Below are 26,833 nucleotides of genomic sequence, written 5' to 3' on the forward strand. Positions count from 1 at the left end.
CATGAATAGTTTGATTGCAAGTGCTGGCTGAAGCACTGATTGGCATTTTAAACAACAAGCATGGCATTGATATGAGAAAAAAAGAATCACTTCATTATTACGAAAGAAGACCATTTAGATCCTTCACTAATAGTGCTTTATCAGTTATTGCTGTTATGTCTCCATTTCCACCACGACAACATACAAGGTGTATATTTCCACTAATGCTCTGTAAGAGTTGAGACAAAGTGATTGAGAACGTTGAGTCTAGCCTTGTCCATTTCCCCGTACTTAGATCCATGATGAGACAGGGTATTTGATCGTCTCCCTGCAAGTAATAGTCCTGGGGGTTAGCCTTACCAATAGTACACTGCTGCTCGCTAATAGCTTGAACACCAGCCTCTTGAAGCATTTTCAAGATACTTTCTAAATTTAAACAATCCCGCTTAATCATTGTCGCTATCGTTATTCCTGTGTTTACATCCAACAAAGTATTTTGCTTAGCCCAGAAAGTTAATATTGTCCCTCTGGGAGAATCAATGGAGGAAAACTCTTTTGGCGTACCATGTCCCAGATACAACCAGTTTCCTTGTTTTGTTGCGCCTACTTTCGATTGCATAAAGGCTTTTAGCTGTATCTCAACGCCTACAAATCGTTTTTCTAAAGTTTGTGTTGTTCTGGTCAACGCCTCAATCTGTTGCCTTAACACACCAGCATTTACTAAACGGCTTTCAACACGATTTGTAAGTGCGGTTATCTTAGCCTGTTGAAGTGATTCAATTTTCTTCTGAAGAGCGTCAAGTTGCGATGTATAATAATCAAAGTTATTTTGCAATTTTTTGAGCTGATCTAAATCTTCCGTGTCATCTATCTTCTGAGCTAAAGTGTCCATTTTTTTTCGCCACGCCACTTTTAGATCTTCATAAGCCTCCAAATCTTCAAACTTACTATAAGTAGAGGCTTCTTTTGCTGAATACCTAACAGCGTAGATGTAGAAATCCTGTGTAATGATTTCATTTTGGAAAAAAGATTGAGACTGATAGCCACATTCAAGGATGCCCACAAAAAGAGTTAAACCTGGAGCAAGTGGTTCACTTTTTATCTCCCTTTTGGCTGTCACTTCTGTGCTTGCCATAAAAGACTGAAGGATGCCAGAAATCACATCAAAAGCTTTTGCCGCAATATATTCGTCAAGTTTAGCAATTGCAGTGAATGCAGGTGCAATATCTTCAGACTTTTTGTCTGCAACTTTAGCTCCAGGAGGGGGAGGAGCAGTACCAAAAATAGCATCTTTAACTGCTCCGATAATTTTAGTAACATTATCAAGTGACCAATCCTTAACATGTTGAACATCTACATTTTCACCATCAAGGAAAGGTTTTGCATCATCCCAGCCACCACTAGAGTAATGTTTAGAAATAGTTTCGTTGACTTGATTCCGAACATCCGCTGCCTTTTTATTGATGTCATCTAGCAACTCGTCTAGATATTGTCGAAATTTGCGATCTTGATCGCGTAGCTCGTCTATAGAGGGAGAGTGTCCCATAAAAAGCTCCTAGATAAAAGTTGAAATCTAACATAGTTTAATCTTGTCTGTGTAATCTAGTCTCGACAACCGAAAATGACGAACTTAGTAACTAACTTAAAGACTTCTTATCTTCAGGCTTCTAAATTGAGGAAAGTCATGATTCCAAACATTACATTACAAGGCTTGACATCATGTGCCATTTCCTCCTTAAATTCGGTTGGTTAAACTTAATTTCAGCATTTACAGTCATAAAGCGTTACATCAATTACCAACAATTAGATCAGACACACGTAAGCGTAACTGTCCATAAATCCAGATACCGATCTTTTTAGATGATTGATCGCACTTATTTAGCAGTATCTCCAAAGCAGCGATACCCCTAAAAAAACAGAATCAAAAGCAGGCAACAAAAAAGGCGATCGCTCTCAATAACTAATAAAGAAAGCTATCGCACTCAGTAACACATAAAAAAGTGCGATCGCCAATACATTTAAATCCAGTTTTCACAACCGAAGTTAACGAACTTAAGAACTAACTTAAGAGCTTCTTGTCTTTAAGTCCCCAAAGCAATGCTCCAGATTGGCGATCGCTTCCCAATTCCAACATCCTACTAACAGCGATCGCACTCAGTAACACAGTTATCTGCAATTTTAACCAGCCTCAGCCTTAAAACTGCCCTAAAAACAAGCGATTCGAGATCGCGCACTTAATTAGAACCCGTAAGATTACTTAACGTCAATGCGCTAATAAAGCAAGTAACATAAAATTAGCTGCATAGATTTGCTTGATTCCGTCTTTGAGTTCTGACGTACTTGTGGTCTGAAGTGGTGCATTGCATCAGTGTTGCTGAACAGGATTATTGAAAGATTCCTTTCAATTAATGCAGTTTTTAAAATCAAAATTTGATTGAGTGGTAGATATCTTTGTAGATTTCGCAACTTAAGTTATTTACCACTGACTTTTGTCGGTTACGTTCTGTTTCTGGTGCATCTTCACTGATGCATTACAGACAGTCATGCTTATCCATAAAAAATACATTTATAATCTGCGAGGTTTCCAATGAAATGCCAACAAAGGAGCCGTAGACGTGGTGTAATCCTAACGCCTCAAGGATTGCAGAAACTCCAAGATGCAAAATCTGAGTCGGAAAGTAATGAAAATTTCGGTAAACGTTATACCCGTGAAGCTTTAGGTTTTCGCATGAGGTTAGATCCAGATACGATCGCAAAGATATTTGCTTGTGAAGTTGGGGTAGATCGGCAGACCCTAAAGTACTGTTTCAGCGCATTCAACTTAGAACTCGAATCCCAAGACTATCAATTTGCTAATCCGGATCTCAACCTGCAAGAAGGCTACACAACAATTCCCAGGCGAACGGATTGGGGAGAAGCACCAGATGTATCCCTGTTTTGTGGACGTAGCGAAGAACTGGCAACTCTCAAGCGCTGGATTTTAAATGAGTATTCTACAAATAAAGCAATACCCTGCCGTTTTATTACTGTATTGGGCTTGGGTGGTATTGGTAAAACTTGGTTATCTGTCAAACTCACTCAACAGCTTCAGGATCGATTTGAGTTCGCGATTTGGCGATCGCTTTCACATCGTCCGCCCCTCCAAGAGTTATTATCTGACCTGATCGCCTTCCTATCCAACGGACAAGTCACCAATTTACCAGATAACGTGCATGGCAGAATGTCACGGTTGATTGATTATTTACAACAGCACCGTTGTCTGCTGGTATTAGATGGGGCGGAAGCTGTATTGCAAGATTGTGCAACTCAAAAGTCTGCTTGCAAGAATTGTGTCTGGTTTCCTGACAAAGGAGATCGAGAGTATCGGGAATTTTTGAAGCGGATAGGAGAATCTACCCATCAAAGCTGCTTAATCCTCACAAGTCGCGATAAGCCCAAAGAAATTACGGCTTTGGAAGGTGAAATCCGCCCTGTTAGAGTCTTCCTTCTCAACGGCTTGCAAATCCCAGATGTGCAGGAACTTTTCAACGCCAAGGGTACTTTTGCCGGAACCTCAGAAGATTGGCACAAATTTGTAGAGTCTTATGCAGGACATCCCCTAGCTTTAAATCTTGTCTCCACCACAATTCAAAATTTATTTGCTGGGAATATTGGTGAATTTTTGCAGCAACAAACCCCGATTTTTGGGGAAGTCTCCAACTTGTTAGAACAGCAGTGGCAATGCTTATCAGATATGGCTAAGGAAATTCTCAAATCCTTGGCATTTCATTGCCAACCGATTTCATTTGCCCAATTGCGATCGCAACTGACATCTTCCATCTCACCCCAAATTTTATTGGAAGTGTTGGATTCTTTGCAAGTGCGATCGCTCATTGAAACCAAGGGTGCTAAGTTCTCGCTACACCCTTTAGTTATGGAATATGTCAATTCTCAATTCATTCCCCAGCCGAGTACCTTGCTCGATCAAAAGCATCAACTCCAAATTGCCAGTTAACTAGGAATTAATTACAAATTACTGAGGTTTGCTATATTTTTCAACCAAACTAGCTAACAGAGGTAAATCAATTGGTTTAGAAATATACTCATTGACGCCAGCAGCTAAACAAGTTTCGCGATCGCCTTGCATAGCCATTGCTGTTTGGGCAATTACCGGAGTCATGTGATACTGCTGATTTTCTCTCAATTGCCGAACTAAGTTTAGACCATTATCATCCGGTAAATTCACATCCATTAAAATCACTGCTGGATTGATATTTTCTAAAGCTTCCCACATCTCGGCAGCATTCTTAGCCCAAGTTACGTTATAGTCCAATCTTTCTAAATAAATTTGTATCAACTTAGCGTTATTTAAGTCATTTTCAACTAATAAAATTTCTAAAAAAGAACTAGGGGCATGAGGTAGGAGTGGCGAGGAAGATGAATCAGTAATTTCACCCTCAATTGTTGCTAATTCACCTACAGGATTGAGGGGAAGTATGATGGTAAAACGCGAACCACAATCAACCTCAGATTCGACTTCCACACAACCACCGTGAACTTCTGCCAGTTTGCGAGTCACAGCTAAACCCAAACCAGTACCTTCGTGACGCGCAACTGTGGAGTTAGCAATTTGGAAGTATGGTTGAAACAATTGAGTTTGGTCTGCTTGAGATATACCAGTGCCAGTATCCCAAACTGTAAAATGCAAAAAATTACCTTGAGCAAAAACTTTTAAACCAACAGTCCCTGTAGTTGTAAACTTAATAGCGTTGAAGAGTAAATTCAACAGCATTTGTTTTAGACGTAAGGGGTCAGCTACGAGAGTTTTCACCCCTGGGCCGAGATCCAAAAGCAACTTTAAACCCTTATTGGCAGCTTTTTCTTTGACTAATGCCAAAACATTCCGACACAGTGCTGGTACATCCACTATTTCCCACTGTACTTCTAGCTGGTTGGCTTCAATTTTAGAGAGATCCAAAATATCATTTATAAGCGCTAGCAGGTGCTTGCCACTAGATTGAATAATATTTAAATACTCTTGATGACGTTCTTTAGTTGGATCGTAGCCTTGAGCTAAAAGCAGGTGAGTGAAACCGATGATCGAACTCAACGGTGTGCGGATTTCGTGACTAGTATTGGCTAAAAACTGGTTTTTAAGTTGATTGGTACGTTCAAGTTCGCGATTAGAAGTGCTTAAGTATTGGGTCTTTTGTTGCCAGGATTGTATTTGTCTTAGCTGTGCCAAAACTATATTGCAGTACTTAACGGCCCGTGCAATTAGCTGCGATCTAAATTGATCTTCTAATGCGGGGTATGAATCGCAATCCGATCTAACCTGTATCTTGGCAATAATTAGCCAGACGATTGTTCCACCAAAATCATCGCTCAACTGCCAAGCGCTGCGCGGATGTTGATTCTCAAAGTGCTGTAAATCTTCGAGTTCTATCGGTTCGTCCAATTTCAAGCGCAGCTTTCTGCCTTTTTTGGAGATTGCTGCTAAGTGTGGAAATTGCGATCGCCTGGATGGCGATGGCGAAACATAACAGACTTTACCAGTTATTTCTTGGGGTTGGAACAAAGCGATCGCCACTTGGGTGCTATTTAAAGCATGGTAGAGATCGTTGACCAAAATTTGAAAAATTTCTGCTTCTGAGCTTCTTGGCTGTGGCAAAGTAGTACAAGCAGAAAGCAGGCAATCATTAAGATGGCTTTGCAACTGGTTCAAGCTACTCTCCAGCCACAACTCGGCCCGAAGTTGCTGGATTGTGGTCAAAAGTGTTTGAGTTGCATCTATCTGTGAGTTCTGTTCTGGTAAGCTTGAATACTGCTGCATGGTCAACTAGACCGTTGAACAAGTTTAGCTTCGCACAAGAGTGCGAACAGGATTTTATGTATATTAGCGCACATTTGTTTTTTATTTATAAATCATAACCTATAGTGTCGAATGTGACGAAGATCCCACAATTTAATGTACGAAATCACTAAGTTCGGAATTTCTTAAGAACAACTTAATACTATGGATTTACAACTTGCTCAATTAGTTATCAATGGCATTGCTGTAGGGAGTATTATTGCTCTGGCGGCAGTCGGTCTTACCCTTACCTATGGGATTTTACGGTTGTCAAATTTTGCTCACGGTGACTTTCTGACTTTGGGAGCTTATCTGACGCTACTAGCGAACAGTAGTGGTATAAATATTTGGCTGTCAATGATACTGGCGGCGGCGGGAACAGTAGTTACAATGCTGTTATCCGAAAAGTTGCTGTGGTCAAGAATGCGGAGTCTCCGTGCCACTTCCACTACGCTGATTATTATTTCCATCGGACTCGCCTTATTCTTACGTAATGGAATTATTCTCATCTGGGGCGGTAAGAACCAAAATTACAATGTACCTGTCACCTCGGCTTTAGATATCTTTGGCTTAAAAGTGCCGCAAAATCAATTGTTGGTATTAGGTTTAGCAGTGCTGGCTATTGTGGCGCTGCACTATTTACTGCAAAATACGAAAATTGGCAAGGCGATGCGAGCAGTAGCTGACGATCTGGACTTAGCTAGAGTTTCTGGTATTAATGTAGACCAAGTAATTCTCTGGACTTGGCTAATTGCTGGCACGTTGACATCCTTAGGGGGCAGTATGTACGGCTTAATTACTGCTGTGCGCCCAAATATGGGGTGGTTTTTGATTTTGCCCCTATTCGCCTCAGTGATTTTGGGTGGAATTGGTAATCCTTATGGTGCGATCGCCGCAGCTTTTATCATTGGCATAGCTCAAGAAGTCAGTACCCCTTGGCTGGGTTCTCAATATAAACAAGGTGTAGCACTGTTAATTATGATTTTGGTGCTGCTCATTCGTCCCAAAGGTTTATTCAAAGGCACGATTTGAGCAGCACCACTCAACTTCTAACTATTCGATGATATGGAAGTAATAGGCCGCAACTAAGAAGTTGATAGCTAACAAAAACAATGCCCAACCAGTACGGAAGGGGTATGGGGGTTTAGCACCACTGTCAGCAACTGGTAAGTTAGCAGTTTTATCAGCCATTAGTTTGTTCTCCTAAATTTCAGGACTTTTTAAGACATACCAAACAGGTGTACCGTTTACCCAAATTCTTTAAAAATATTTGTGTAGTTTGGGTATTGGGCATGGGGCATAGCGCATTGGGTATGGGTTATTCCTTCCCCCTGCTCTCTGCTCCCTGCTCCCCTACCTCTTCACCTGCATGGTAGGAACTGCGAACCAGAGGCCCGGAACGGACGTGGTTGAATCCCATCTTCCATGCTACGCTGCCGAGTCGATCGAATTCCTCTGGAGTCCAGTATTTTTGGACTGGGAGATGTTCCAAAGACGGTCGCATGTATTGACCAATAGTTAGGCGATCGCATCCTACTGCCCTTAAATCTGCCATTGTTTCGATGACTTCATCAAAAGTTTCTCCATGTCCTAGCATCAAACCTGATTTTGTGGGGATGGAAGAATCTATTTCTTTTACAACTGCAAGCACGTGGAGCGAGCGATCGTATTTCGCTCCCCGGCGCACTGGCCCGGTTAAGCGTCGCACTGTCTCGATATTGTGGTTAAAACAAGCTGGCTTTGCCTTGACAATCATCGCTATGCGTTGGCGTTGGCCTTCTTCTCCAGCCCCCACACCGCCCCAAAAATCTGGTGTCAGTACTTCAATTTGAGTTTCTGGGTTCAACCGACGGATGGTTTCCATCGTTTGGACAAAATGACCTGCACCCTGATCTGCCAAGTCATCACGAGCGACAGAAGTCAGTACCACATAACGTAATCCTAAAAGCTGTACTGCTTCTGCCACCTTTTGTGGTTCTTCCCGATCAAGAGGCATTGGTGCATGACCTTTATCTACTTGACAAAATGCACAAGAGCGCGTGCAAGTAGGCCCCATGAGTAAAAAAGTTGCTGTTTTTTGGGCATAGCATTCTCCCCGATTAGGACAACGTCCTTCTTCGCAAATTGTATGAATTTGGCGTTGCTTGATAATGCGCTGTACGGTAGAGATTTCACTGGCTTTGCCGATAGAGCGACGTAACCAGCTAGGCATGGCCATAATTTCTGACTTGAGTTGGGCTTGTTGTGACGAAGTCATAGACATCCAAGCTAGATCCAAAGTTACTGTAGGGCAAGTTCCCTATGCTCTAGAGCAAGGTTCAAGCCTTAAATATCACCATGACATAATTTGTTAAGAATAGAAGTACAAGTTTTTTAAAATACATCCAGTAACATCACTTATAGCGGAATATACTCTCCCCCATTCAAGATAAATTTTGAGTATAGTGGGAGCATTCTTATTGCCCAACGGCAAAACCGCCATTTCCACCTATAGTTTCTGTTAGAGTAATCAGTCGTGGCAAGTAACAAAATCCTAGTTATTGATGACACCACAGTTGTCAGGGTAAAAGTACGAGAAATGTTGCCTCCTGGCAATTTCGAGGTTGTAGAAGCAAAAGACGGCTTGGAAGGACTCAATTTTATCTTGAAAGAAAAATTCAACTTGATCATGTTGGATTTCCTCTTACCCAAAATGAGTGGTTGGGAAGTGTTCCAGCAAATTCAAGCCCAGCCAGAGTTAAGGAAGATTCCCTTAGTAATGATGTCTGGCCGTAAGGAAGAAGTAACGGAGAAAATTCCCGAACCTTTTGAATATTTTGAATTTCTTGGGAAGCCCTTTGACCAGAAGCAACTCATCGGTGCAATTAAATCAGCAATGGCGAAATCTAAACAGGTACGCCCAGAACCTGTTTTGGTAGGAGCTGGTGTTGCTGCTAGTAATGCTGCTGTCTCAACTTCTAATTACGGTAATGGTACAGTAACAACTTCTAGTACTACTAGCACTAGCGCAGTTCAAGCACCAGTTCAAACCCCCGTTGTTGAGGCTGCTCCTTCTGCGGAAATTGAGCTACTCAATGAAAAAATTGCCAAGATGCAAGCAGAAATTGATGGATTGAAGAAACAACTCACTCAAGTTGTGACATTTATTAAGCAGAAAGTTAAGTAGCCATGATTCCCGGCGTACAATAACCAGGACGCATGAAAAGTGTTCTCCTTGCTTTTTCAAGTCAGCGTTGGCGCTGAATATGAACTTGAACGCCCTGATTACTATGACTCGATAACTAATACCCGATCGCATCTGATACAAATTCCCATAATGTTTGCGACATATCAATTATTTGTAAGGGACAATTTTCCCTAACCATCTGTCGCATTCTTTTTTGAAATTTGGATGAATAAAATATAGAAAACTAACCCTGCCCAATGTCCTTTTAATAAGAGGTAAAGGCAGGGTTTTATATTTAGATAAAATCTAAAAAATGCTTATCAACTAATGAGCGATCGCACTTGCTATTTTCTGGTAGATAAATAGTAATTAAATCGTTCTTGGAGTTGTTCAACTGTCAGGTTTTGAGTCCAGTACTCGACGACAGCATGACCAAACGCCCAAGCATTGCTATCGCTTGGAGTAGTATTTTCCAGCAGCAAGGGCCAGAGGGCTAGTAAATCAAAGTTGGGCTTGCTGGAATCACCTGTATTTAATAAAGAGAAAAGCTCATAAGCCATTTGCAGCTTACCAATCACAATCGGTAACTGTTCCACGGGAATTTTTTCTGCTAGCAGGTATGCCAGAGTCGGAGAGCCTGTTGATAGGGTAGAAATAAACTGGAGGACGGGACTTTTGAGCAGTGATGTCAGTCCTTGAGTTGTCGCCATCTGGAAGGTGTAGTTGTCGATAATTTTCGCCGCCGCAACGGTACGAGCTTCCAGATTACGTAAAAAACGCGCTAGGCGCAGTTGTTTAGCAGGTGCGATCGCCTCTACTAATCCTAAAGATAAAGCTTCGATTCCCCAAGCAGGGCGATTAGTTTTACTATCAGCTGTCACCACAGGTAAAACTAAATTAGAAAAATCGCCTAGCAATTGCGCGCGATATTGTGTAGCTTCCCGAATTGAAATTTCCTTAGGGCGATCGCCCCATTCCCAGTCGTAAGGTGGTTGCCATTCACGGATGGGACGCAGACGATCTACTTGAGTAACTATCGTAATTACAGGCAGATCTGTTACTTCTGCTTTCATATCTTTGAGAAAGTCTACATCCATTTGCAGCGCTGGATCGAGGGCAGGCGTGACTAACATTAGTAAATCTGCTTTTGTGGCATAGTCTAAAACTAGCTCCCGAAAATCTGCACGGTTGACTTGCTCATAACCAGGAGTATCCCACAATGTCAGGGTTTCATTACTGGAAGTCTGCCATTGGTAATTTTGAACTCGATCTGTACTAGGTAAAACATCAACGGCTGCGAGTTCTGACTGAAACAAAGTGTTAATTAAGCTGCTTTTTCCTGAACCTGTGCGCCCTACAAGCAGAATATTCACAGGTTTTTGCACAACAACTTCCGTCGGTTCTGCTTGGGTGAGGATTTCGCGGAGAGTTTGAGTTTTAGCATTAGGTAGCGTCGGCGTTGGCGAAGAAAATTCAGCAGTTGGTAAAGTACTACCACTATAAAGAGCGATCGCTTGTCGGCACAAATTCCGTAAAGCAGCTTCTCGCAGCATTTGGCTTAAATTTACCAGCAATTGCTGATTCGCTTGATTTGTATAGCTTTGACTAGCTTTTTTTGCGAAAGCTGCTGCGGGATTTAATAGCCACTGTGCCCAGTTCCAAGCTTGAAAGAGTTTGCGGGCGGATGGTTCCAATTTCCGGTAGACTTCGTATGCTTGGTAAGCTTGCCCAACTGTAACTTGATTGAGAGCAGGTGATAGCTTTTGTATCCATTGATCGAGGTCGTCTACAGTTCCCCGTATTAACCCGTAGGCTTGAGTCACGTAAATATTTAGCAGGGGATATTTAACTTCCGGATGGTAGATATGCGCGATCGCTACAACCAAATTTTGGCATCGCGTCCAAAAAGTTGACCAATCTTCCCAAATTGGGCGATCGTTTTGTGCTGCTTGCAAAACTTCATTTAAGGCTGCTTGAGCTTGACTAGTTGCGTCATTTCCGGCTGGTAGTTGGTTAGTTTCCGCAGCTGATGCTAATTCTTCGCTAACTTGTGCTAATGCGGCTTCCAGTTGCTCTACTTCCGGTCGAGTCCATGTGACTAGCAACCAACGCCAGCCGACGAATATCAGCGTGAACACAGCCCAAATCCAATTAATCCCCCATGCATGAATCTGGGAACCTGCGGCTACCAGCAAAAAAGTGATGATAAAAGCGATCGGTGTTGCTAATACAACCCACTGCCAAATTTTTAAACGCACCATTACCTGATACCTACCTGGATGAGACTTTTTGTACAAGGACGAATCAGCTGAGGAAAGCTAATTCTTGATAAAAATTACTCTTGTAAAAAGTCTATCGTTTCTAATTCAGGTGAAATGCTACAGCAATCATAAATCATTCGTCAGACACAGGATACCCGACTTCTTGAAGAAATCGGGTATCTGAATTTTGGTAATTAATTATATTGCGAAAGGCTAGGGCTTTTTTAGGCAGCATTCAAGTTTGTTTACACTAAGCGATCGCTATTTTAATTTTCAATTTGTAGGGTGCTGTTCGAGGAAAGGCAGATCGAGTTTGCAAGTCACATCATAGTTCCGAGAACAGCAAAACCAACTGTAAGAAGTAACTCAAGCGTAACAAAATTGTTCTGTTTTTGAGAGTTGCTCTAGTAATAATTCCGCAGATTTGCTCATTGTAGTGACGAACATACCTGTTGCACTTTCTGTATTTGATGTTATCCAAGTGCCTTTGAGAATAACTTCCATAGCAGCAGCATCACAAGGACAAATTTCTAAAATATTTGCTTGATTGAGTTGCTTTAAATCTGTGAGATGGGGCGATTCAGCAGGTACAAGAAATCCAGCCTGACTCGATTCGATGTAAATATTAGTTCCAGAATGCAAAGCTAAAATGACTCTCTGATTTAGCCAATTTTCTAAAGAGTCTTCGAGATATTCTAAGCTAAAGCTGTTTTCGGTGTAGGTAAGTTTTAACATATTGGTTGAGAGATAATTAATTTTTAGTTGCTTCATCTATGTATTGAGAATATTCCGGGGAATTTCCCCTAAGCCAACACAGTGTTAGAAGGTGGAAAGGCTTGTCAAATCTGGCTTAGAAGGTAAGGGAATTTATAAAACTTGGGGGAATCCCCGAACTTTATTTCGCTGATTGGATTAATCTAATAATCGCTATAGGTAGTCATAAAGTCTAAAAAATCTCTCACTACCTGCAATTGGGCTTCGTTGAGTAACTGCAAATGCTTGTGATAATAACCATCAGACTCAGTGAGAACAAAGACTGTATAGCTTGTACAGCCTAAATTTGCCGACTGACAATGTTTTAACGCCCAAATCATGTAAGCAGGAATATAGTAACGAAATCCTTTAGGATCGAAGAACGGAAACACATCACAAAACTCTGCAATCCACTGTTCGGGTACATCTTGCCATTTGCGATCGCAATCTATTTGACGACCAATCTTTTGCGCCTCTTCCATACTATGCCAATCATCTAGCGCCCTGGCTGCATGTAGTGAAATGCCATCTTCACGCTTGACACCATCAAAAGCAGCAGTAATCTTCTCAATGAGAGTTAGGCTGGCTTGTTTACCTAAAGTTTCGATGGTTTGCCAATTAGGAACTCGCACATCGTCAGCATTGGGACGACGTACATAGTTCAGCCATTCTTGCTCGCAAGCACCAAAGGCAATAAAGTTAAGTTGAGCTTGGCGTAAAGATACACGATTAGATCCGCCCCAGCTATATCCTGATTCATTACCATCATCTTCCCAAAAGCAAATTGGACAGATGAGGTACGTACCTGGTGGCTTTTCAGTCAGAGTTATGTAGCCACAACAAGGACAAGGATAAATTAGTTCAGTGTCCATGTTTCTGTTGAGTTAGATTAATTAATTTTGGAGTTCTAGCCTGAATCAACTATGGCTAAAAATTTAGATTACTCTCGCCAATTTCCCCTGAGCCAATAATTATGTACATCATCTGAAAAGCTTGTAAAATCTGGCTCATACAGCTAGGGGAAGTTGTTAAGGTTGGGGAATCCCCGAACTTTGTGTAACTGAATTAATAATATTATCTTAACTTTTTACTAACTGAATATTTACTTTTAATATTTTAAGACTATGGTAAGTTCTGCTAGGTAATAAATACTTTTTTCTATTAGCTAGCGCTCGGAAAGATATTTGTGTATATAGAACCTAAAGTCTATCAAAGTAGAACTTATTTGTTATGCAATAGTCACAAATTTGCTTAAAATTTTGGTTTTGTGGTTCGTTGTAGAGCGATTCACTAATTCTTTTTAGCTGCAATAAAACTCATAAACTTTATGCAATCTCAACCTCCAATTAAATTTAACCGTCGGCAGTTTTTAATAAGTTCAGCCCTCACAGGTGGTAGCATCATCGCTAACAATGTGTTATCAAAATCAAGAGTTTTTGCGCAAGCGCCTGCCATTATTACATCGGAAAAAGTGCGTCCTGGCATACCTTATGGCATAGCCTGCGGTGACATTAGCGATGATAGCGCTATTATTTGGAGTCGAAGCGATCGCCCCGCACGCATGATTGTAGAATACTCTACTAACGAAGCGTTCCGGCGCGTGCAGCGTGTTTTCGGGCCGAATGCTTTGGAAGATAGCGACTTTACCGCCAGGCTAAATCTCGAAAACTTACCCCCAGGTCAGCAGATATTTTATCGCGTAATTTTCCAAAATTTATCAGATCCAAATATATACAGCGCTCCGGTTGCAGGTACTTTCCGAACTCCCGCCAAACAACGGCGAGATATATTCTTTGGTTGGGGAGGAGATACCGCAGGTCAGGGATGGGGTATTAATCCCGATTTTGGTGGGATGAAAATTTACGAAACCATCCGCAAACTCAATCCCGACTTTTTCATTCATTCTGGCGACAATATTTACGCAGATGGCCCAATTCAATCACAAGTAACGCTTGATGATGGCAGCATCTGGAAAAATATTACCACCCCAGAAAAATCAAAAGTAGCAGAAACTCTCACAGAATTTCGTGGTAACTATATATACAATTTGCTAGATGAAAATATTCGACGCTTTAATGCTGAAGTTCCCATACTCGTGCAGTGGGACGACCACGAAGTGAGGAACAATTGGTATCCTGGGCAGGTTATCGTAAATGACGATCGCTATAAGGTAAAGGATGTTTCTTTGCTAGCTGAAAGAGCAAGGCAAGCATTTTTAGAATATATGCCCATAAGCTATAAAAACGATCGAACAGACAAAGCTAAAATTTATCGCTCTTTCAGCTATGGGCCATTATTAGACATTTTTATGTTAGATGAGCGTACCTACCGCGGGCCAAACACTGAAAATCGCCAAACAGTACAAACCAAAGACACAGACTTTTTAGGTAGCAAACAAATACGTTGGTTGAAACAGCAATTGCTCAAATCAAAAGCAACCTGGAAAGTAATTGCTAGTGATATGCCTTTAGGGTTGATAGTTCGAGATGGTAGCACTAACTTTGAAGCTTGGGCAAATGGAGATGGCCCAGCCTTAGGAAGAGAACTCGAACTCGCCGATCTACTACGTTTTATTAAACGGAACTATATTAAAAATGTTGTGTGGTTAACTGCTGATGTGCATTACGCCGCAGCCCACTATTACGATCCAGGTAAAGCACAGTTTACCGACTTCAAGCCTTTTTGGGAATTTGTCGCCGGGCCTCTCAATTCAGGTACATTTGGGCCGAACCAACTAGAAAATACTTTTGGGCCGCAATTGAAGTTTGTTAGTATTCCCTCAGGTACAAAAGCAAATCGACCTCCAAGTGAAGGTTTGCAATTCTTTGGTACAGTCAAAATCAATAGTTATACAAATGTGATGACAGTAGCATTGCTTAACTTGAAAGGGGAAACTCTCTACAGTGTCGATTTACCTCCAGAAAAATAAATCGCTAGCTACAATTAGCATCTTGGAACTAGACTGAGTTTTGACACAGAAGCGAAAAAAGCGATCGCAGTCTTAATAATAGGAGTTAATGCATTAACAATATAAGGCGATGCATTAACAACGCGTCGCCCTGCATTAACAACGCGCCCCCCCGCGTTAACAACACGCCGCCCTGTATTAACAACACGCCGCCATGTATTAACAACGCGCCGCCCCGCATTAACAACGCGCCGCCATGTATTAACAACGCGCCGCCCCGCATTAACAACGCGCCGCCCCGCATTAACAACGCGCCGCCATGTATTAACAACGCGCCGCCCCGCATTAACAATACACAAGACTGCGTTAAGACTTTCAGGGAAGTTGCTAAACTTGGATAATTCCCCGAACTTTGTCCAGTCCAAGAAATACAGCGATGGCAAGACCGAGTTATGGCCCAGAAGCAAAAAAGCGATCGCGGCGCTTATTAGAAGTATTGTTAGCTTACGCTAATGATGCGATCGCCTGTAGGGATGAAGCAACTTTAGATGCATTGCGTCCGCAAATTCAAACTCGTTGGTTGTCTGAAAATAGATTGGTTGTCAGAACGAAAGTGCGATTTTTGCAAGCATTGACAACTTTGGCGTCGGGGGAAGAACAGTTAAACATTGAACAAATCAAAGAAGCTTTAAAGCGATTTGCAGATTTCTTAGAAATTCTTGAAGATAATCGTCCATCTCGCAGTGGTTCGGAAACTTGGCATTTTACTCTCAAGTTATGGCATCAACGCCAAGATATCGAAGCTAATTTACAAAAATTTGATGTCGAATGGGAACGCCGCAGGCCGGAGAAGTCGAAGCAGGTAGCGGGGGATTTGGAGACAAGGGGACAAGGGGGACAAGGAGGACAGGGAGGAGAAAGTTTTTCTTCATCTTCCTCATCTCCTTCAAACCTTGATTGGCAGAAGCTTTGCTGTCACGCTTTAAAAGCGCAAAATCATCAACGACTCACAACCAATCCTCTCACCAGCGCTGATGGTGTTAGTTTTGAGTTGGATCAAGTTTACGTACCTTTGGGATTGGTAGAACGCAAACATCGCCTGCGTCAGCGTGGTGATGTAACTCCGCAAGAAGGTTCGCGGTTATATGAACCAGAAGATGCGGAAATTACCCAGATTTTCAATCGTGAGGAATTTCTCCAACAACTACTAGGCGAACAACAAAATCAGCGCATTGCAATTGTTGGAGAACCAGGAGCTGGAAAAACTACTTTACTACAGAAAATTGCTGCATGGGTTTTAAATAATACTGAAGATTTGCCCATCTGGATTGATTTGGCAGACTTACAAGGTAAGAGTTTAGAGCAGTATTTAATTCAAGATTGGCTACCTACAGCTTTTCGCAAGCTACGGGTTCCCGAAGAAATCGAGGAAGCATTCTGCGAACAGTTTAATCAAGGAAGAGTTTGGCTACTGTTAGATGCAGTGGATGAAATGGCTTTAGAATCTAGCCAAGCCTTAAGTAAAATTGCCAGTTATCTCACAGGTTGGGTAGCAGATGCAAGAATAATTTTGACCTGTCGGCTGAATGTTTGGGATGGGGGTAAAAATGCGCTGCAATCTTTTCACACCTATCGCAACCTAAATTTTAGTTATGGCGAAGCAGATGCTTTTCGTTCTCAACCTGCATACAACCAAGTTGGAGAATTTATCCGGCGATGGTTTCAAGATAACCCCGCTTGTGGAGAGAGTTTACAAGCAGAGTTAGACCAACCAGAACGGCGACGGCTGAAGGATGCGGTGAAAAATCCTCTGCGATTAGCTTTATTGTGTCGTACTTGGGGACTAGCGCAGGGAAGTTTACCCACAACCAAAGCAATGCTGTACGAACAGTTTGTAGAGGCGATTTATGAGTGGAAGCAAGACCGCTTTCCCACGACTTTAGCACAGCGACAGCAGTTAAATCGAGGGTTGGGAGAATTAGCACTATTAGCCATAGCCCAAGGAAAAACTAAGTTTCGTTTGCGACATCGCTTTGTTTGTCAGGTATTGGGATCTTCTGATGATGGCTTATTTCAATTGGCATTACAGTTAGGTTGGCTCAATCAGGTTGGGATATCAGAAACTCAAGGAGAAAAGGTTTATGCTTTTTACCATCCTACGTTTCAAGAATATTTTGCGGCACAAGCTGTTAACGATTGGCATTTCTTCTTAAATCACACATCAGATAGCCCCAGTTACCGCATCTTTGCACCCCAATGGCGAGAAGTAATTTTGCTGTGGCTAGGTCGGGATGAGATTCCCCAGGCGCACAAAGAAGAATTTATCCAAGCGTTAATTGAGTTTCCTGACGATTGCGGCGGATATTATCGCCATCAAGCTTATTTTGTCGCCGCCCAAGGAATTGCTGAGTTTGCAGATTGTGCAAAAGCGGATGAAATAGTTGAACAATTAGTAGAGTGGCGTTTTGGCTATTGCGAGTTTCAAGACCAAGATAAAAATCAAAAGCCGTTGAGATATCCAGCACCAATTGTTGAGTGTGCGCGAGTAGCGTTGTTAAAAACCGATCGCCCAAAAGCGATCGCCGCTTTAGAAAAATTCATTAAATCCAGCCAAAACGATTTCGACATTTGGAATGCAGCTTACAGCTTGGGAAAGGTTTTCGATCCGGGAAACAAAATTGCGATCGCCGCATTAGAACAACTCGCCAACAATCTCCGCTATGAATCAATTCGCTGGCAAGCTGCTTATAGTTTAGGAAGAGTTGAACCAGGAAACAAAATTGCGATCGCTGCTTTGATTGAAATTATCGAGTCTACCAAGAATGAATCTACCCGTCGCAAAGCCGCTTATAGTTTAGGAAAAATCGATGCCAACAATGCAGTAGCAATCTCCACACTTAAAGAAATCGCTGAATACGCAATCGATTTATCTCAAAAGCGACAAGCAAGAGAAAATTTAGCCACCCTTTATGGAGATGAATCTCACATTGATGGCAAGATAGAAAGCAGTGCAAAAAATACTTCTCTATCCTCAGATTTTCACTCCAAGAGACGAAGTACTAGAAAACAACAATCTACACCAAATAATTACTCTATCAACACCAAAATTGCAGAATTACTCAGAGGTATTAACTCATCAGAGAATGAAGATACCAAAAGGCGAAAAGCTCATAAATTGGCACAGCTTGAGCCAGGAAATTTAGTAGCATTCACAACATTATTGCACTTGATAAAATCAACTCAAAGTGCAAACCTTCGCAAACGTACAGCAGATAATTTAAAAGAAATTTTACTCAGCGAACAGTTCCCCGAAGTAATTACATCTTTAAAGTATTACTGCGATAAATTTATCGATCGTGAATTAGAATTATGCCAGGATTGTTATAAACTGATGTGGCACTGTGCAGAAAATATGGATTACTTAGAGTTTTACCGAGTTTGGCATTCGTAAATTCAAATTCCTTCAGCCAATGGATGATGTTATTGTTCTTGACTTGGCTTGCCCAATACCTAATACCGTTTCACTTTAATATTAATACACATAGGCAGCAGGGGGGCAGGGTGCAGGGGGAAAGAATTAGAGATTCATCATGTGTATCAGGTGTTTCGTGAAATGGTATAACAAAGTATTTTTAGGGTTAGCAATGCCCACCATAGCCTAGATCCTACGTATTATTTATTTAAGCGTCTGTCGCATTCTTTTTTTTAATTGATATTAGTATTATTTAATTTTTCAAATATCACTTTCAGTCTTAGATTGTTTTTTGTTAAATTGATTGTCCAGTAATACTATTACAGATTTACTGTCTAGGGGCTTGGAGAAGAAATAGCCCTGACCATATTCACAACCCAACATCTGCAATTTTTTTTGTTGGGCTTCTGTTTCTACACCTTCAGCAATCACATCCATACCCAAGATATGACTAAGCATAATAATTGTTTGCACAATCGCCATATCTTCCTCTGTTTCTCCCATGCGATTTACAAAGGAGCGATCTACTTTTAATGTATTCACAGGAAAGCGATGTAAATAACTTAAAGAGGAATATCCTGTACCAAAATCATCAATACTTAAACGTATATTCAAAGTTCTCAGTTTCAGTAAGATGCTGATTGCTGCTTCAACATCTTTCATTGCTACACTTTCGGTAATTTCTAATTTTACATTTCGCCCATCTAATCCTGTTGCTTGAAGAGTCTGCTCGACAAATTCAACCAAATCCGGTTGTGTCAACTGTTGTCCAGAGAGATTAATACTCATAGTTAATGGTGGATCTGTAGGGTATAAAGCCTGCCAAACAGACAATTGACGACAGGCTTCTTGTAAAATCCACTTACCCAAGGGAATAATTAGCCCCGTGTCTTCTGCAATGGTAATGAACTCTACTGGCGAAATGAATCCATGCTGAGGATGTTGCCACCGTACAAGCGCTTCAAAACCAACAATCAAACCATCTGCTATCGATACAATTGGCTGATATTGAAGATAAAACTCCTGCATTTCTAAGGCATGACGGAGGTCTATTTCTAGCTGAAAACGCTTTACAGCTTGGATATGCATACCTGTGGCAAAGACCTCATGACGGGCTTTACCTAAGTCCTTAGCTCGATACATTGCTGTGTGTGCATCTCGCAGCAAATCTTCTGGTTTATGACTAAGTTCTGTCTGATTGAAGGCTATACCGATACTAATGGTCATAAAAATCTCTTGTTCATTTTCCTCAAAGACAAAGGCCATTTCTTGTTGTAACTGGTCAGCCAAACTAGTAGCTTCGTTTGTATCGGTAATATTTGCTAGTAAAATAGCAAACTCATCGCCGCCAACTCTGGCGAGAATTCCTTTATTTCTTGTATAGGTTTTTAATCTTTGAGTGAATTTGACTAATAATTGATCCCCAGTATGGTGGCTAAAACTCTCATTGATCGTTTTGAAGCGATCGATATCTAAAAAAAACACAGCAAAGCGAGCATTTTGGTGATATTTTGTAACTGCGATCGCTGTTTTCAAATATTTTAAAAACTGAGCCTGATTAGGTAAACCTGTGAGCGCATCATAATATGTATTATAAAATTGTTTGTAAGCAATAATACTTACACCTGTTGCGATCGATGCCAATGCTGGCGGTAATATAGGTATCCAACCTGCTTGAGAAAACACGCTCAAGCAAATGCTAAATAGGGCTACTAAAGACAGTCCTGCTAATACTAATAAAGTTAGCGGATGTCGAAATCTCCATGCTACAAACCCACCTATTAAACTCCATATCCACACCCACGCAGCTTCTACCCATTCCGGCCAAAACCAAAATAGTGGCTTTTGATCTAGGGTGGTGCTGAGAAGTTGGCTCACAAGTTGAGCGTGCAGTGTTACTCCTGACATAACATAGTCTGCTGAGTTACCTGCACTATAAGGAGTAAAAAATACATCTTTTAAACTAGGAGCACTTGTACCAATGAGTACTACTTTGTCCTTAACCCAGATAGGGTCAAAATTACCCTGCAACACATCAGTAAATGTCACCTCCTGAGCTACTTGTTTAGCAGAACGGTAGGAAATTAGCACTTGATAACCTAAGCTATCAATATTTTGGTATCCACCTGCATCAGAAGATATAGGTTTAAATACAGTTTTTCCTAAGAGCAGGACATCCGGTGTAATTTTGAGCGAAATACCTCGATCTGCTAAATATTTCTGGCTGACGCGCAAAGAGAAAGAGTAAAATTTTTCCTGACCTTGATAAGCATAAATTAAATTACGACGTACTTTCCCATCTGGGTCAGTTAGCAAGTCGTTAAAGCCAACTTGTTCTGTAGATATACCAGGGAGAGTAGAAACCTCTTCTGCGTCTCGATCGCCAAGATTTTTAATAGTAATTACATTCGGTTTTTGAAGTTCTTGAAGCAGAGCTTGATAACCTGGTGGTTGAGGCATATCGCGATACAAATCTAAGCCAATTACTTTGGGTTTAGCTTGTTGTAGCTTTTGTAATGCTTGGGAAAGAATAGCATCCGACAAAGGCCATTGTTTCTGCTTTTTAATATCAGCTTCTGTAATTTTGACAATTAACATTCTTGGATCTGGTTCAGCATCTGGTTGGAGACGCACCATTTGATCGAAGGCAACTAATTCCAAGAATTGAAGCCCACCAAGCTGTCTGACGCCGAGGATGAATCCGGTTGTAATAATACTGGCAGCGATCGCATATTGCTTTAAACTCAAGGTTGGCAATGGACGTTTAAAAGCAGTTTTTGCAGATGTTAGAGGAAAAAACTTTTTAAATAACTTACTAATCATAAAAAATTTACTTTACTCTCAAATTAGTTATTTAAATAAAAACTATTTTATTTGGATTAAATGAAAATCGATCTTATGCGATATCCTACTAATCTGGCACTATAAATATAAAATATTTGTAAAATCAAATTGCCTACAAATATATAAACATTAGATAGGAAAAATTAAATATAGTGGATAATACTGAAATCAGTTATTAATTTTCTAGAAAGAATATTCAAATAACTAGGTAATATAACAGGTAAAAGCCTTGAGATCGGAGGGAAAATGACCATCTCAAGGCTTTGATCGGCGATCGCTCTAGGTAAGTGAAAATACTGCAATTAGCGGTCTTTGAGGATTTTGATATTGAAAGGCGGTTCTTGTGCGATCGCATTCAATTTCTCAGACTTTAATAGCTCTGTCCAACTAGCAGCTAGCTTGGAATCATGAGGTTTAGCAGACAACAGTTCTGCTACAGTAGCTAGTGCATCTTGCCACAGTCCGGCTTTGGCATATAGATTAGCACGCTCTCCTAGCGATGCCTGTTCTACCTTTTTAGCAAGATTTGAGTCAATAGCTACTCGTTTAATCCACCCATGCACAACAATATCATTGGCTCTATTTTCAGGATCGCAAATTATTGATAAGTACCAACGATATGTCTTACCTGTGACAAGTGGTGGTAAGGATGCAGAATCAAGCAACTTAAGATTGATAATTTCTCCAGAATCATTTTTAGTCTCAGAACCGTTTTTCGTGAAAGTTTTTTCATACACTGATTGACGGCTATCATCTTGAAGCACAAACTCTATTGTTGTTGGCTGAGAAATTTGGGGAAGATAGAACAAGATGTTTGGATAAGCTTGTTGTGTTAATGCCAAATTGCTTTCTGGAACCAATGCCATTAATTGTCCAGCGCTACTGGAACATTCTCCCCGTGTTCCACCCCCAACTCTGCGTCCAGGCAAGCCTTCTCTTGACCCTGGTTCAGTAGCAGTTACCTGCTGTGAAAAAGTATAGGAGAAGGTCAACAGCGATGTTAAACATATAGCAGCCAAGGCTTTGGTATTCATGGTTATGTTCATCTGTTTCAAGGTTCATTGAATAATTTTTTATTTATCCTTATTTAACAAATACTATATTTATTACTAATCTGCTAGATAAAAATCTCGATATTTTATAGCGTTTTCATATAGAAAAATAAATCTTTTATTTAAATAAACTAAGTACATTTTCTTAAGTAATACCTACAACATTACTGCCACATTCTACTATTTGTATTTTGGTAATCAGACTGATATTTACTGAACATAAATTATTCGTAAGAAGATAATATTTTTTGCCATATCCATCTGTCGCATGATTTTTTAACTTTAGCTTGCTATTGAGGTTTTTGGTGTTCGCTTGCAGAATCTCATGAGGCGATCGCTCCATCGGCTGTATCGATACATTGAGAAAAAAAATTTAGTTATATTTAGCAATATTTACTTTAAAAAGTTAATTCTATAAATTAATATTTGAATTAATAAACAGAATTCAGAATTTAATTATGTGCAACTGACAAAGTTAAATCTCCTACTAATTGATTCTGGCTTCTTCTTCAATAAAAAAATCAAAATTTTCTACATCTGCACTTTTGTAAATTAAGTGTATATCAGCCGAGCGACATCTAAAAGCGCAATTATTCTGATAAGATAATTGCAAAACTTAACTACATGTTTATAAAAATTTCACAGCAAACGAAAGCTTTAGTTATACTTTATACTAAAAGTTTTTACTAGTTTAAATTTACTTCTCAAAAAGCTCTAATTCAAATGAATGTAGTTAACGAGCGTTATTAAATTAAGTAACATTCAATACTTCAACTACTTCGTATTATCTTAAAAAAATAATTATTTTTACTTAGTTAATATCTATCTTTAGCTGAAAGTTTAAATTTTTTAAGCAAAATTATTACTATCTTTAAACTGTAGTGCATTAATCAAGTATGGACAAAGTATGATATTAGCCAATTTTTTCATTTTTGAAAAAATCCCAGAGAAGATGTTAGTTAAACGCTATCTCAGGGCAATATAAAACCATAAGTAAAAATTTAGGTTATATTGCTCTATGCGGAGTTTATTTTATGGTTTATCAGGGTGATGCGTCAGGTCAGCAGTCTAAACAACAGCGTGCATTTAACAAAAACTCACGCAATGTGATGGAAATGCTAGTTGTAGAGGAAGTAGAGCAACAATTCCAAGCTTTACCCGCTAAAACTGCCAAATACACTAATCCATCTGAGGTAATTGCTTATGCCTTAAATCGTCTGCCTGCTCTGTATGCTACTAGCAAGCGAGGATGGCAGCGGCAATGGCATCGAGGAAAAACCGATTTGCACCAGCAAATTGTTACAGCTGTCAGGCAAGGAATTATGGCTGTGCAACGCGATCCTCTACGCAGCGAAGGCCCCCTAAGTTTTGAGGAAGAGAATGCCGCACTGGCTGCTTTGCAAAATCTCAAAGTCTTGCTTCAACGTGAGGACTTATCCTGGGATAACTTAAATGATGTAGTTGAGCAAACTTTATTAGATACATTGCGAGGGAGGATCACCTGGCGTCAACCTGGGCATTTAGACGAAGAAATCTTCGACTGGGAGAAGCATCCACACTATCAACATGGATAAATTGCTCCAGGAATTGTTCTTAATCAAGCTGTGTCTTCGCTAAAACTCTTCTGGTAATACGCAAGCAATCAACCAATTATCCAAATGCTGAGACATTAACATCTGGCGATGACAAATGGAGTCAGTCTTTGATGTCTCAGCACTATCTACCCAGCAGTCATACAAATCTCCGCCCATAACAACCTTCCTGATGGACAAACTTTAAGATTTTGTAATTACAGGTGGAGATGTGACAATTGCAGCTAGAAAGTTGAGTATTTAAGATGGCGCAAGAATTTCTGCTTCTAAGGCAACTCCTCATAGTACTTGGTCGCCCTCAACTAAATTTTTATGCAAATTAATGTATATTCTTTTTTAAAGAAAAGTAGCTGGAAACGAGTATATATTCGTTTAATTGTATTTATATTTGGGATTGGCTTGGGGTTAGTTTGTACCTTGATGCCCGCGATCGCCAAAGTCGATTCTTCGCCCCTATCACCGATGCAAACATCATCGGATGCCACACAGCAGGAACAGCAGGGCAGACAATATTATGATGCAGGGCAGTTCTTAGAAGCAGTCAAAATCTGGCAGCAGGTTCTTCAGATTTATCAATCGCAAGGGGATAAACTTAATCAGGCAAGAGTTTTGAGCAATCTATCACTGAGTTATCAGCAACTAGGGCAGTGGACAGAAGCTAGCCAAGCAATTTCTCGCAGCCTAGAATTATTACAGGTCAAACAGAGCGAGCAAGAACATCTCAATGTCTTGGCTCAAGCCCTAAACACCGAAGGCAGTCTCCAGTTATCAACAGGAAAACCTGAAGCAGCATTAGCAACTTGGCAACAAGCCACTACTATTTATACTCAAGCAAAAAATGAGACTGGGATAATCCGTAGTCTGATCAATCAATCTCAGGCTTTGAAATCTCTAGGGTTATATCGCCGAGCCTTATCTACACTAACTCAGGTCAACCAAATTCTGCAAAAACAACCTGATTCCCCAATCAAAACAGCTGGATTACGCAGTTTAGGAGCGAGTTTGCGCTTAGTAGGGAATTTAGAACAAGCACAGCAGGTTCTGCAACAAAGTTTAGCGATCGCACAAAAGTTACAATCTCCAGCAGATATAACTGCTGCATCGATCGATTTGGGAAATGTGGCTCGTACAAACCAGGATTCAAAAGCGGCTTTGGCTTTTTATCAGCAGGCTGTAGCTATTGCGCCGTCGCAGATACTGAAAATGCGATCGCAATTTAACCAACTAAGTACCTTAATTGATACCAAGCAATGGTCATCAGCGCAGAAACTATGGAGTCAAATTCAACCGCAACTTGCGAATCTACCTGCTAGCCGGACAGCAATTTATGCCCAACTGAATTTAGCCCAGAGTTTGACTCGGTTGCAGCAGGCAAATGTCCCAGATGCGCCAACTACTGCAACTATTGCCCAATTAGTAGCGAATAACCTGCAACAGGCAAGAAGTTTGGGAGACAAACAAGCAGAAGCCTATGCGCTGGGGAAACTGGGCGGACTTTACGAGCAGACTCAACAATGGTCAATTGCCCAAGACTTGACTCAGCAAGCGCTGGTGCTAGCACAGGCTATTAATACACCAGAAATTGCTTATCGTTGGCAATGGCAATTAGGGCGACTTTTAAAAGTACAAGGAAATGAAGCAGGAGCGATCGCAGCTTATTCTCAAGCTGTGAATACTCTACAATCTTTGCGTAGCGATTTAGTGGCAATCGATGCAGACATTCAATTTTCTTTTCGGGAAAGTGTTGAACCCGTATATCGAGAACTAGTAAGTTTGCTTCTCCAACCTGGTAATTCTCAATCTAGTCAAAAATCTCTCAACCAAGCCCGTCAAGTAATTGAGTCCTTAAACTTAGCAGAACTAGATAACTTTCTCAAAGAAGCTTGCTTGGACAAAAAGCCCACTCAAATCGATCGGTTAGATCCACTAGCCGCAGTGATCTATCCCATCATCTTGGCAGACCGACTAGAAGTTATTCTGAGCTTGCCGCAACAACCGTTACGTCACTACGCAACTTCTATACCCCAAGATCGGCTAGAAAGTATTATAGAAAAACTGCGCCAAAAATTAGTTATTCGTTCCAAAGAAGACTATTTACCGTTATCTCAACAAGTATATGATTGGTTGATCCGTCCAGTAGAAACAGAACTAGTCAAAAGTGGTATTAAAACCTTAGTATTTCTCCCTGACGGTGTTTTCCGAAATATGCCGATGGCAGCGCTACATGACAGGAATCAAAATTATTTGGTTGAAAAATACAACATTGCATTCACACCAAGTCTACAGTTACTACCTCCTAAAAGATTGCAACAAAAGAACTTTAAAGTCCTGGGTGCTGGTTTAACTGAGGCCAGACAGGGGTTTTCTCCTCTTGAATATGTAGAAGAGGAAATGAAGCAAATCAAATCTGAAGTCTCAAGTACAGTGTTGTTAAATCAAGAATTTACTAATAAAAATCTCCAAACTTACTTGAAATCAGCTGTTTTTCCCATTGTTCACATTGCCACCCACGGAAAATTTAGCTCCAAGGCAGTAGAAACTTTTATTCTGGCTTGGGATGAACGAATCAGAATCAATGATTTAGATAACTTACTACAGATACCCGAACAGAAAAAAGGACAACCAGTGGAACTACTGGTACTTAGTGCTTGTGAGACCGCAGTCGGAGATAAACGTGCTGCCTTAGGTTTGGCAGGAATAGCAGTCAAAGCAGGAGCAAGTAGCACTTTAGCAACATTATGGTCTGTGAATGATGAAGCTACAGCTAATCTGATGCGTCAGTTTTATAAGCACTTAAGCATTAGCAAAGAAACCAAAGCAGAAGCTTTACGCCGTGCCCAAATAGCTCTGTTAAAAGATCCGCAATACGAGCATCCAGTGTACTGGGCACCCTACATTTTAGTTGGGAACTGGCTTTAGAGAGAAATAAATATAACTACTGACAATAGCATCTAACTGCGACGCACCCTAAAATAA

General features: G+C 40.7%; 18 protein-coding genes. 7 read left to right on the top strand and 11 right to left on the bottom strand.

Going from position 1 to position 26,833, the window contains the following annotated elements; translation table 11 throughout:
• Positions 1–97 precede the first annotated feature (97 nt).
• Entirely contained in the window at positions 98–1,525 is a 1,428-nt protein-coding gene (locus AACU33_RS26115) for a hypothetical protein (protein WP_096592115.1), read from the bottom strand.
• Between the two features lie 1,041 nt (positions 1,526–2,566).
• Here AACU33_RS26115 and AACU33_RS26120 point away from each other — a divergent pair.
• Positions 2,567–3,973: an NB-ARC domain-containing protein gene (locus tag AACU33_RS26120; RefSeq protein ID WP_096592118.1), complete on the top strand. Its 1,407-nt coding sequence runs from the start codon at positions 2,567–2,569 to the stop codon at positions 3,971–3,973.
• Positions 3,974–3,991: 18 nt separating this feature from the next.
• On the opposite strand, the gene hrmK is transcribed toward AACU33_RS26120, so the two are convergent.
• On the bottom strand, positions 3,992–5,791 hold the full coding sequence (hrmK, locus tag AACU33_RS26125; RefSeq protein WP_096592121.1) for a hybrid histidine kinase/response regulator HrmK: 1,800 nt from the start codon (positions 5,789–5,791) through the stop codon (positions 3,992–3,994).
• A 183-nt stretch (positions 5,792–5,974) separates the two neighbouring features.
• Here hrmK and AACU33_RS26130 point away from each other — a divergent pair, with 183 nt between their 5' ends.
• Positions 5,975–6,841 carry a branched-chain amino acid ABC transporter permease gene (locus AACU33_RS26130; RefSeq protein ID WP_096592124.1) on the top strand — a complete coding sequence of 289 codons (867 nt, stop codon included), beginning with the start codon at positions 5,975–5,977 and terminating at the stop codon, positions 6,839–6,841.
• Between the two features lie 21 nt (positions 6,842–6,862).
• Here AACU33_RS26130 and AACU33_RS26135 read toward each other — a convergent pair whose 3' ends face one another.
• Positions 6,863–7,000, bottom strand: a complete 138-nt coding sequence (locus AACU33_RS26135) for a photosystem I protein PsaX (RefSeq protein WP_096592127.1) — start codon at positions 6,998–7,000, stop codon at positions 6,863–6,865.
• Positions 7,001–7,127: 127 nt separating this feature from the next.
• Positions 7,128–8,066, bottom strand: a complete 939-nt coding sequence (gene lipA, locus AACU33_RS26140; protein WP_096595389.1) for a lipoyl synthase — start codon at positions 8,064–8,066, stop codon at positions 7,128–7,130.
• Between the two features lie 258 nt (positions 8,067–8,324).
• Here lipA and AACU33_RS26145 point away from each other — a divergent pair, with 258 nt between their 5' ends.
• The gene (locus tag AACU33_RS26145) at positions 8,325–8,975 is read left to right on the top strand and encodes a response regulator (protein ID WP_096592129.1); all 651 of its coding nucleotides are present in this window, start codon (positions 8,325–8,327) and stop codon (positions 8,973–8,975) included.
• A 344-nt stretch (positions 8,976–9,319) separates the two neighbouring features.
• Here AACU33_RS26145 and AACU33_RS26150 read toward each other — a convergent pair whose 3' ends face one another.
• From AACU33_RS26150 to AACU33_RS26160, 3 genes are all read right to left on the bottom strand, one after another.
• Positions 9,320–11,236 (bottom strand): GTPase family protein, encoded by a 1,917-nt coding sequence (locus AACU33_RS26150; protein WP_096592132.1) that lies wholly within the window; start codon positions 11,234–11,236, stop codon positions 9,320–9,322.
• Positions 11,237–11,602: 366 nt separating this feature from the next.
• Complete coding sequence (locus AACU33_RS26155; RefSeq protein WP_096595390.1) at positions 11,603–11,971, bottom strand: alr0857 family protein; 369 nt, start codon at positions 11,969–11,971, stop codon at positions 11,603–11,605.
• A 182-nt stretch (positions 11,972–12,153) separates the two neighbouring features.
• Positions 12,154–12,861, bottom strand: coding sequence for a DUF6714 family protein (locus AACU33_RS26160; protein WP_096592134.1), 708 nt, complete (start codon positions 12,859–12,861; stop codon positions 12,154–12,156).
• A gap of 455 nt (positions 12,862–13,316) precedes the next feature.
• On the opposite strand from AACU33_RS26160, the gene AACU33_RS26165 reads away from it, so the two are divergent.
• The gene (locus AACU33_RS26165; RefSeq protein ID WP_096592137.1) at positions 13,317–14,918 is read left to right on the top strand and encodes an alkaline phosphatase D family protein; all 1,602 of its coding nucleotides are present in this window, start codon (positions 13,317–13,319) and stop codon (positions 14,916–14,918) included.
• 14 nt (positions 14,919–14,932) lie between these two features.
• On the opposite strand, the gene AACU33_RS26170 is transcribed toward AACU33_RS26165, so the two are convergent.
• Positions 14,933–15,322 (bottom strand): hypothetical protein, encoded by a 390-nt coding sequence (locus tag AACU33_RS26170; RefSeq protein ID WP_339376298.1) that lies wholly within the window; start codon positions 15,320–15,322, stop codon positions 14,933–14,935.
• 11 nt (positions 15,323–15,333) lie between these two features.
• Here AACU33_RS26170 and AACU33_RS26175 point away from each other — a divergent pair, with 11 nt between their 5' ends.
• Positions 15,334–18,348, top strand: coding sequence for a HEAT repeat domain-containing protein (locus AACU33_RS26175; protein WP_096592144.1), 3,015 nt, complete (start codon positions 15,334–15,336; stop codon positions 18,346–18,348).
• Positions 18,349–18,630: 282 nt separating this feature from the next.
• Here AACU33_RS26175 and AACU33_RS26180 read toward each other — a convergent pair whose 3' ends face one another.
• Both AACU33_RS26180 and AACU33_RS26185 read right to left on the bottom strand, forming a co-directional pair.
• Positions 18,631–21,192, bottom strand: a complete 2,562-nt coding sequence (locus AACU33_RS26180) for an EAL domain-containing protein (RefSeq protein ID WP_096592146.1) — start codon at positions 21,190–21,192, stop codon at positions 18,631–18,633.
• Between the two features lie 323 nt (positions 21,193–21,515).
• On the bottom strand, positions 21,516–22,259 hold the full coding sequence (locus AACU33_RS26185; protein WP_096592149.1) for a DUF928 domain-containing protein: 744 nt from the start codon (positions 22,257–22,259) through the stop codon (positions 21,516–21,518).
• 1,040 nt (positions 22,260–23,299) lie between these two features.
• On the opposite strand from AACU33_RS26185, the gene AACU33_RS26190 reads away from it, so the two are divergent.
• Positions 23,300–23,839: a late competence development ComFB family protein gene (locus AACU33_RS26190; RefSeq protein WP_339376299.1), complete on the top strand. Its 540-nt coding sequence runs from the start codon at positions 23,300–23,302 to the stop codon at positions 23,837–23,839.
• A gap of 39 nt (positions 23,840–23,878) precedes the next feature.
• On the opposite strand, the gene AACU33_RS26195 is transcribed toward AACU33_RS26190, so the two are convergent.
• On the bottom strand, positions 23,879–24,016 hold the full coding sequence (locus AACU33_RS26195; protein WP_339376300.1) for a hypothetical protein: 138 nt from the start codon (positions 24,014–24,016) through the stop codon (positions 23,879–23,881).
• 153 nt (positions 24,017–24,169) lie between these two features.
• Here AACU33_RS26195 and AACU33_RS26200 point away from each other — a divergent pair, with 153 nt between their 5' ends.
• On the top strand, positions 24,170–26,776 hold the full coding sequence (locus AACU33_RS26200; protein WP_096592151.1) for a CHAT domain-containing protein: 2,607 nt from the start codon (positions 24,170–24,172) through the stop codon (positions 26,774–26,776).
• Positions 26,777–26,833 lie beyond the last annotated feature (57 nt).

Origin of the sequence: Calothrix sp. NIES-2098, from assembly GCF_963875125.1 — a bacterium.
Taxonomy (GTDB): Bacteria; Cyanobacteriota; Cyanobacteriia; order Cyanobacteriales; family Nostocaceae; genus Aulosira.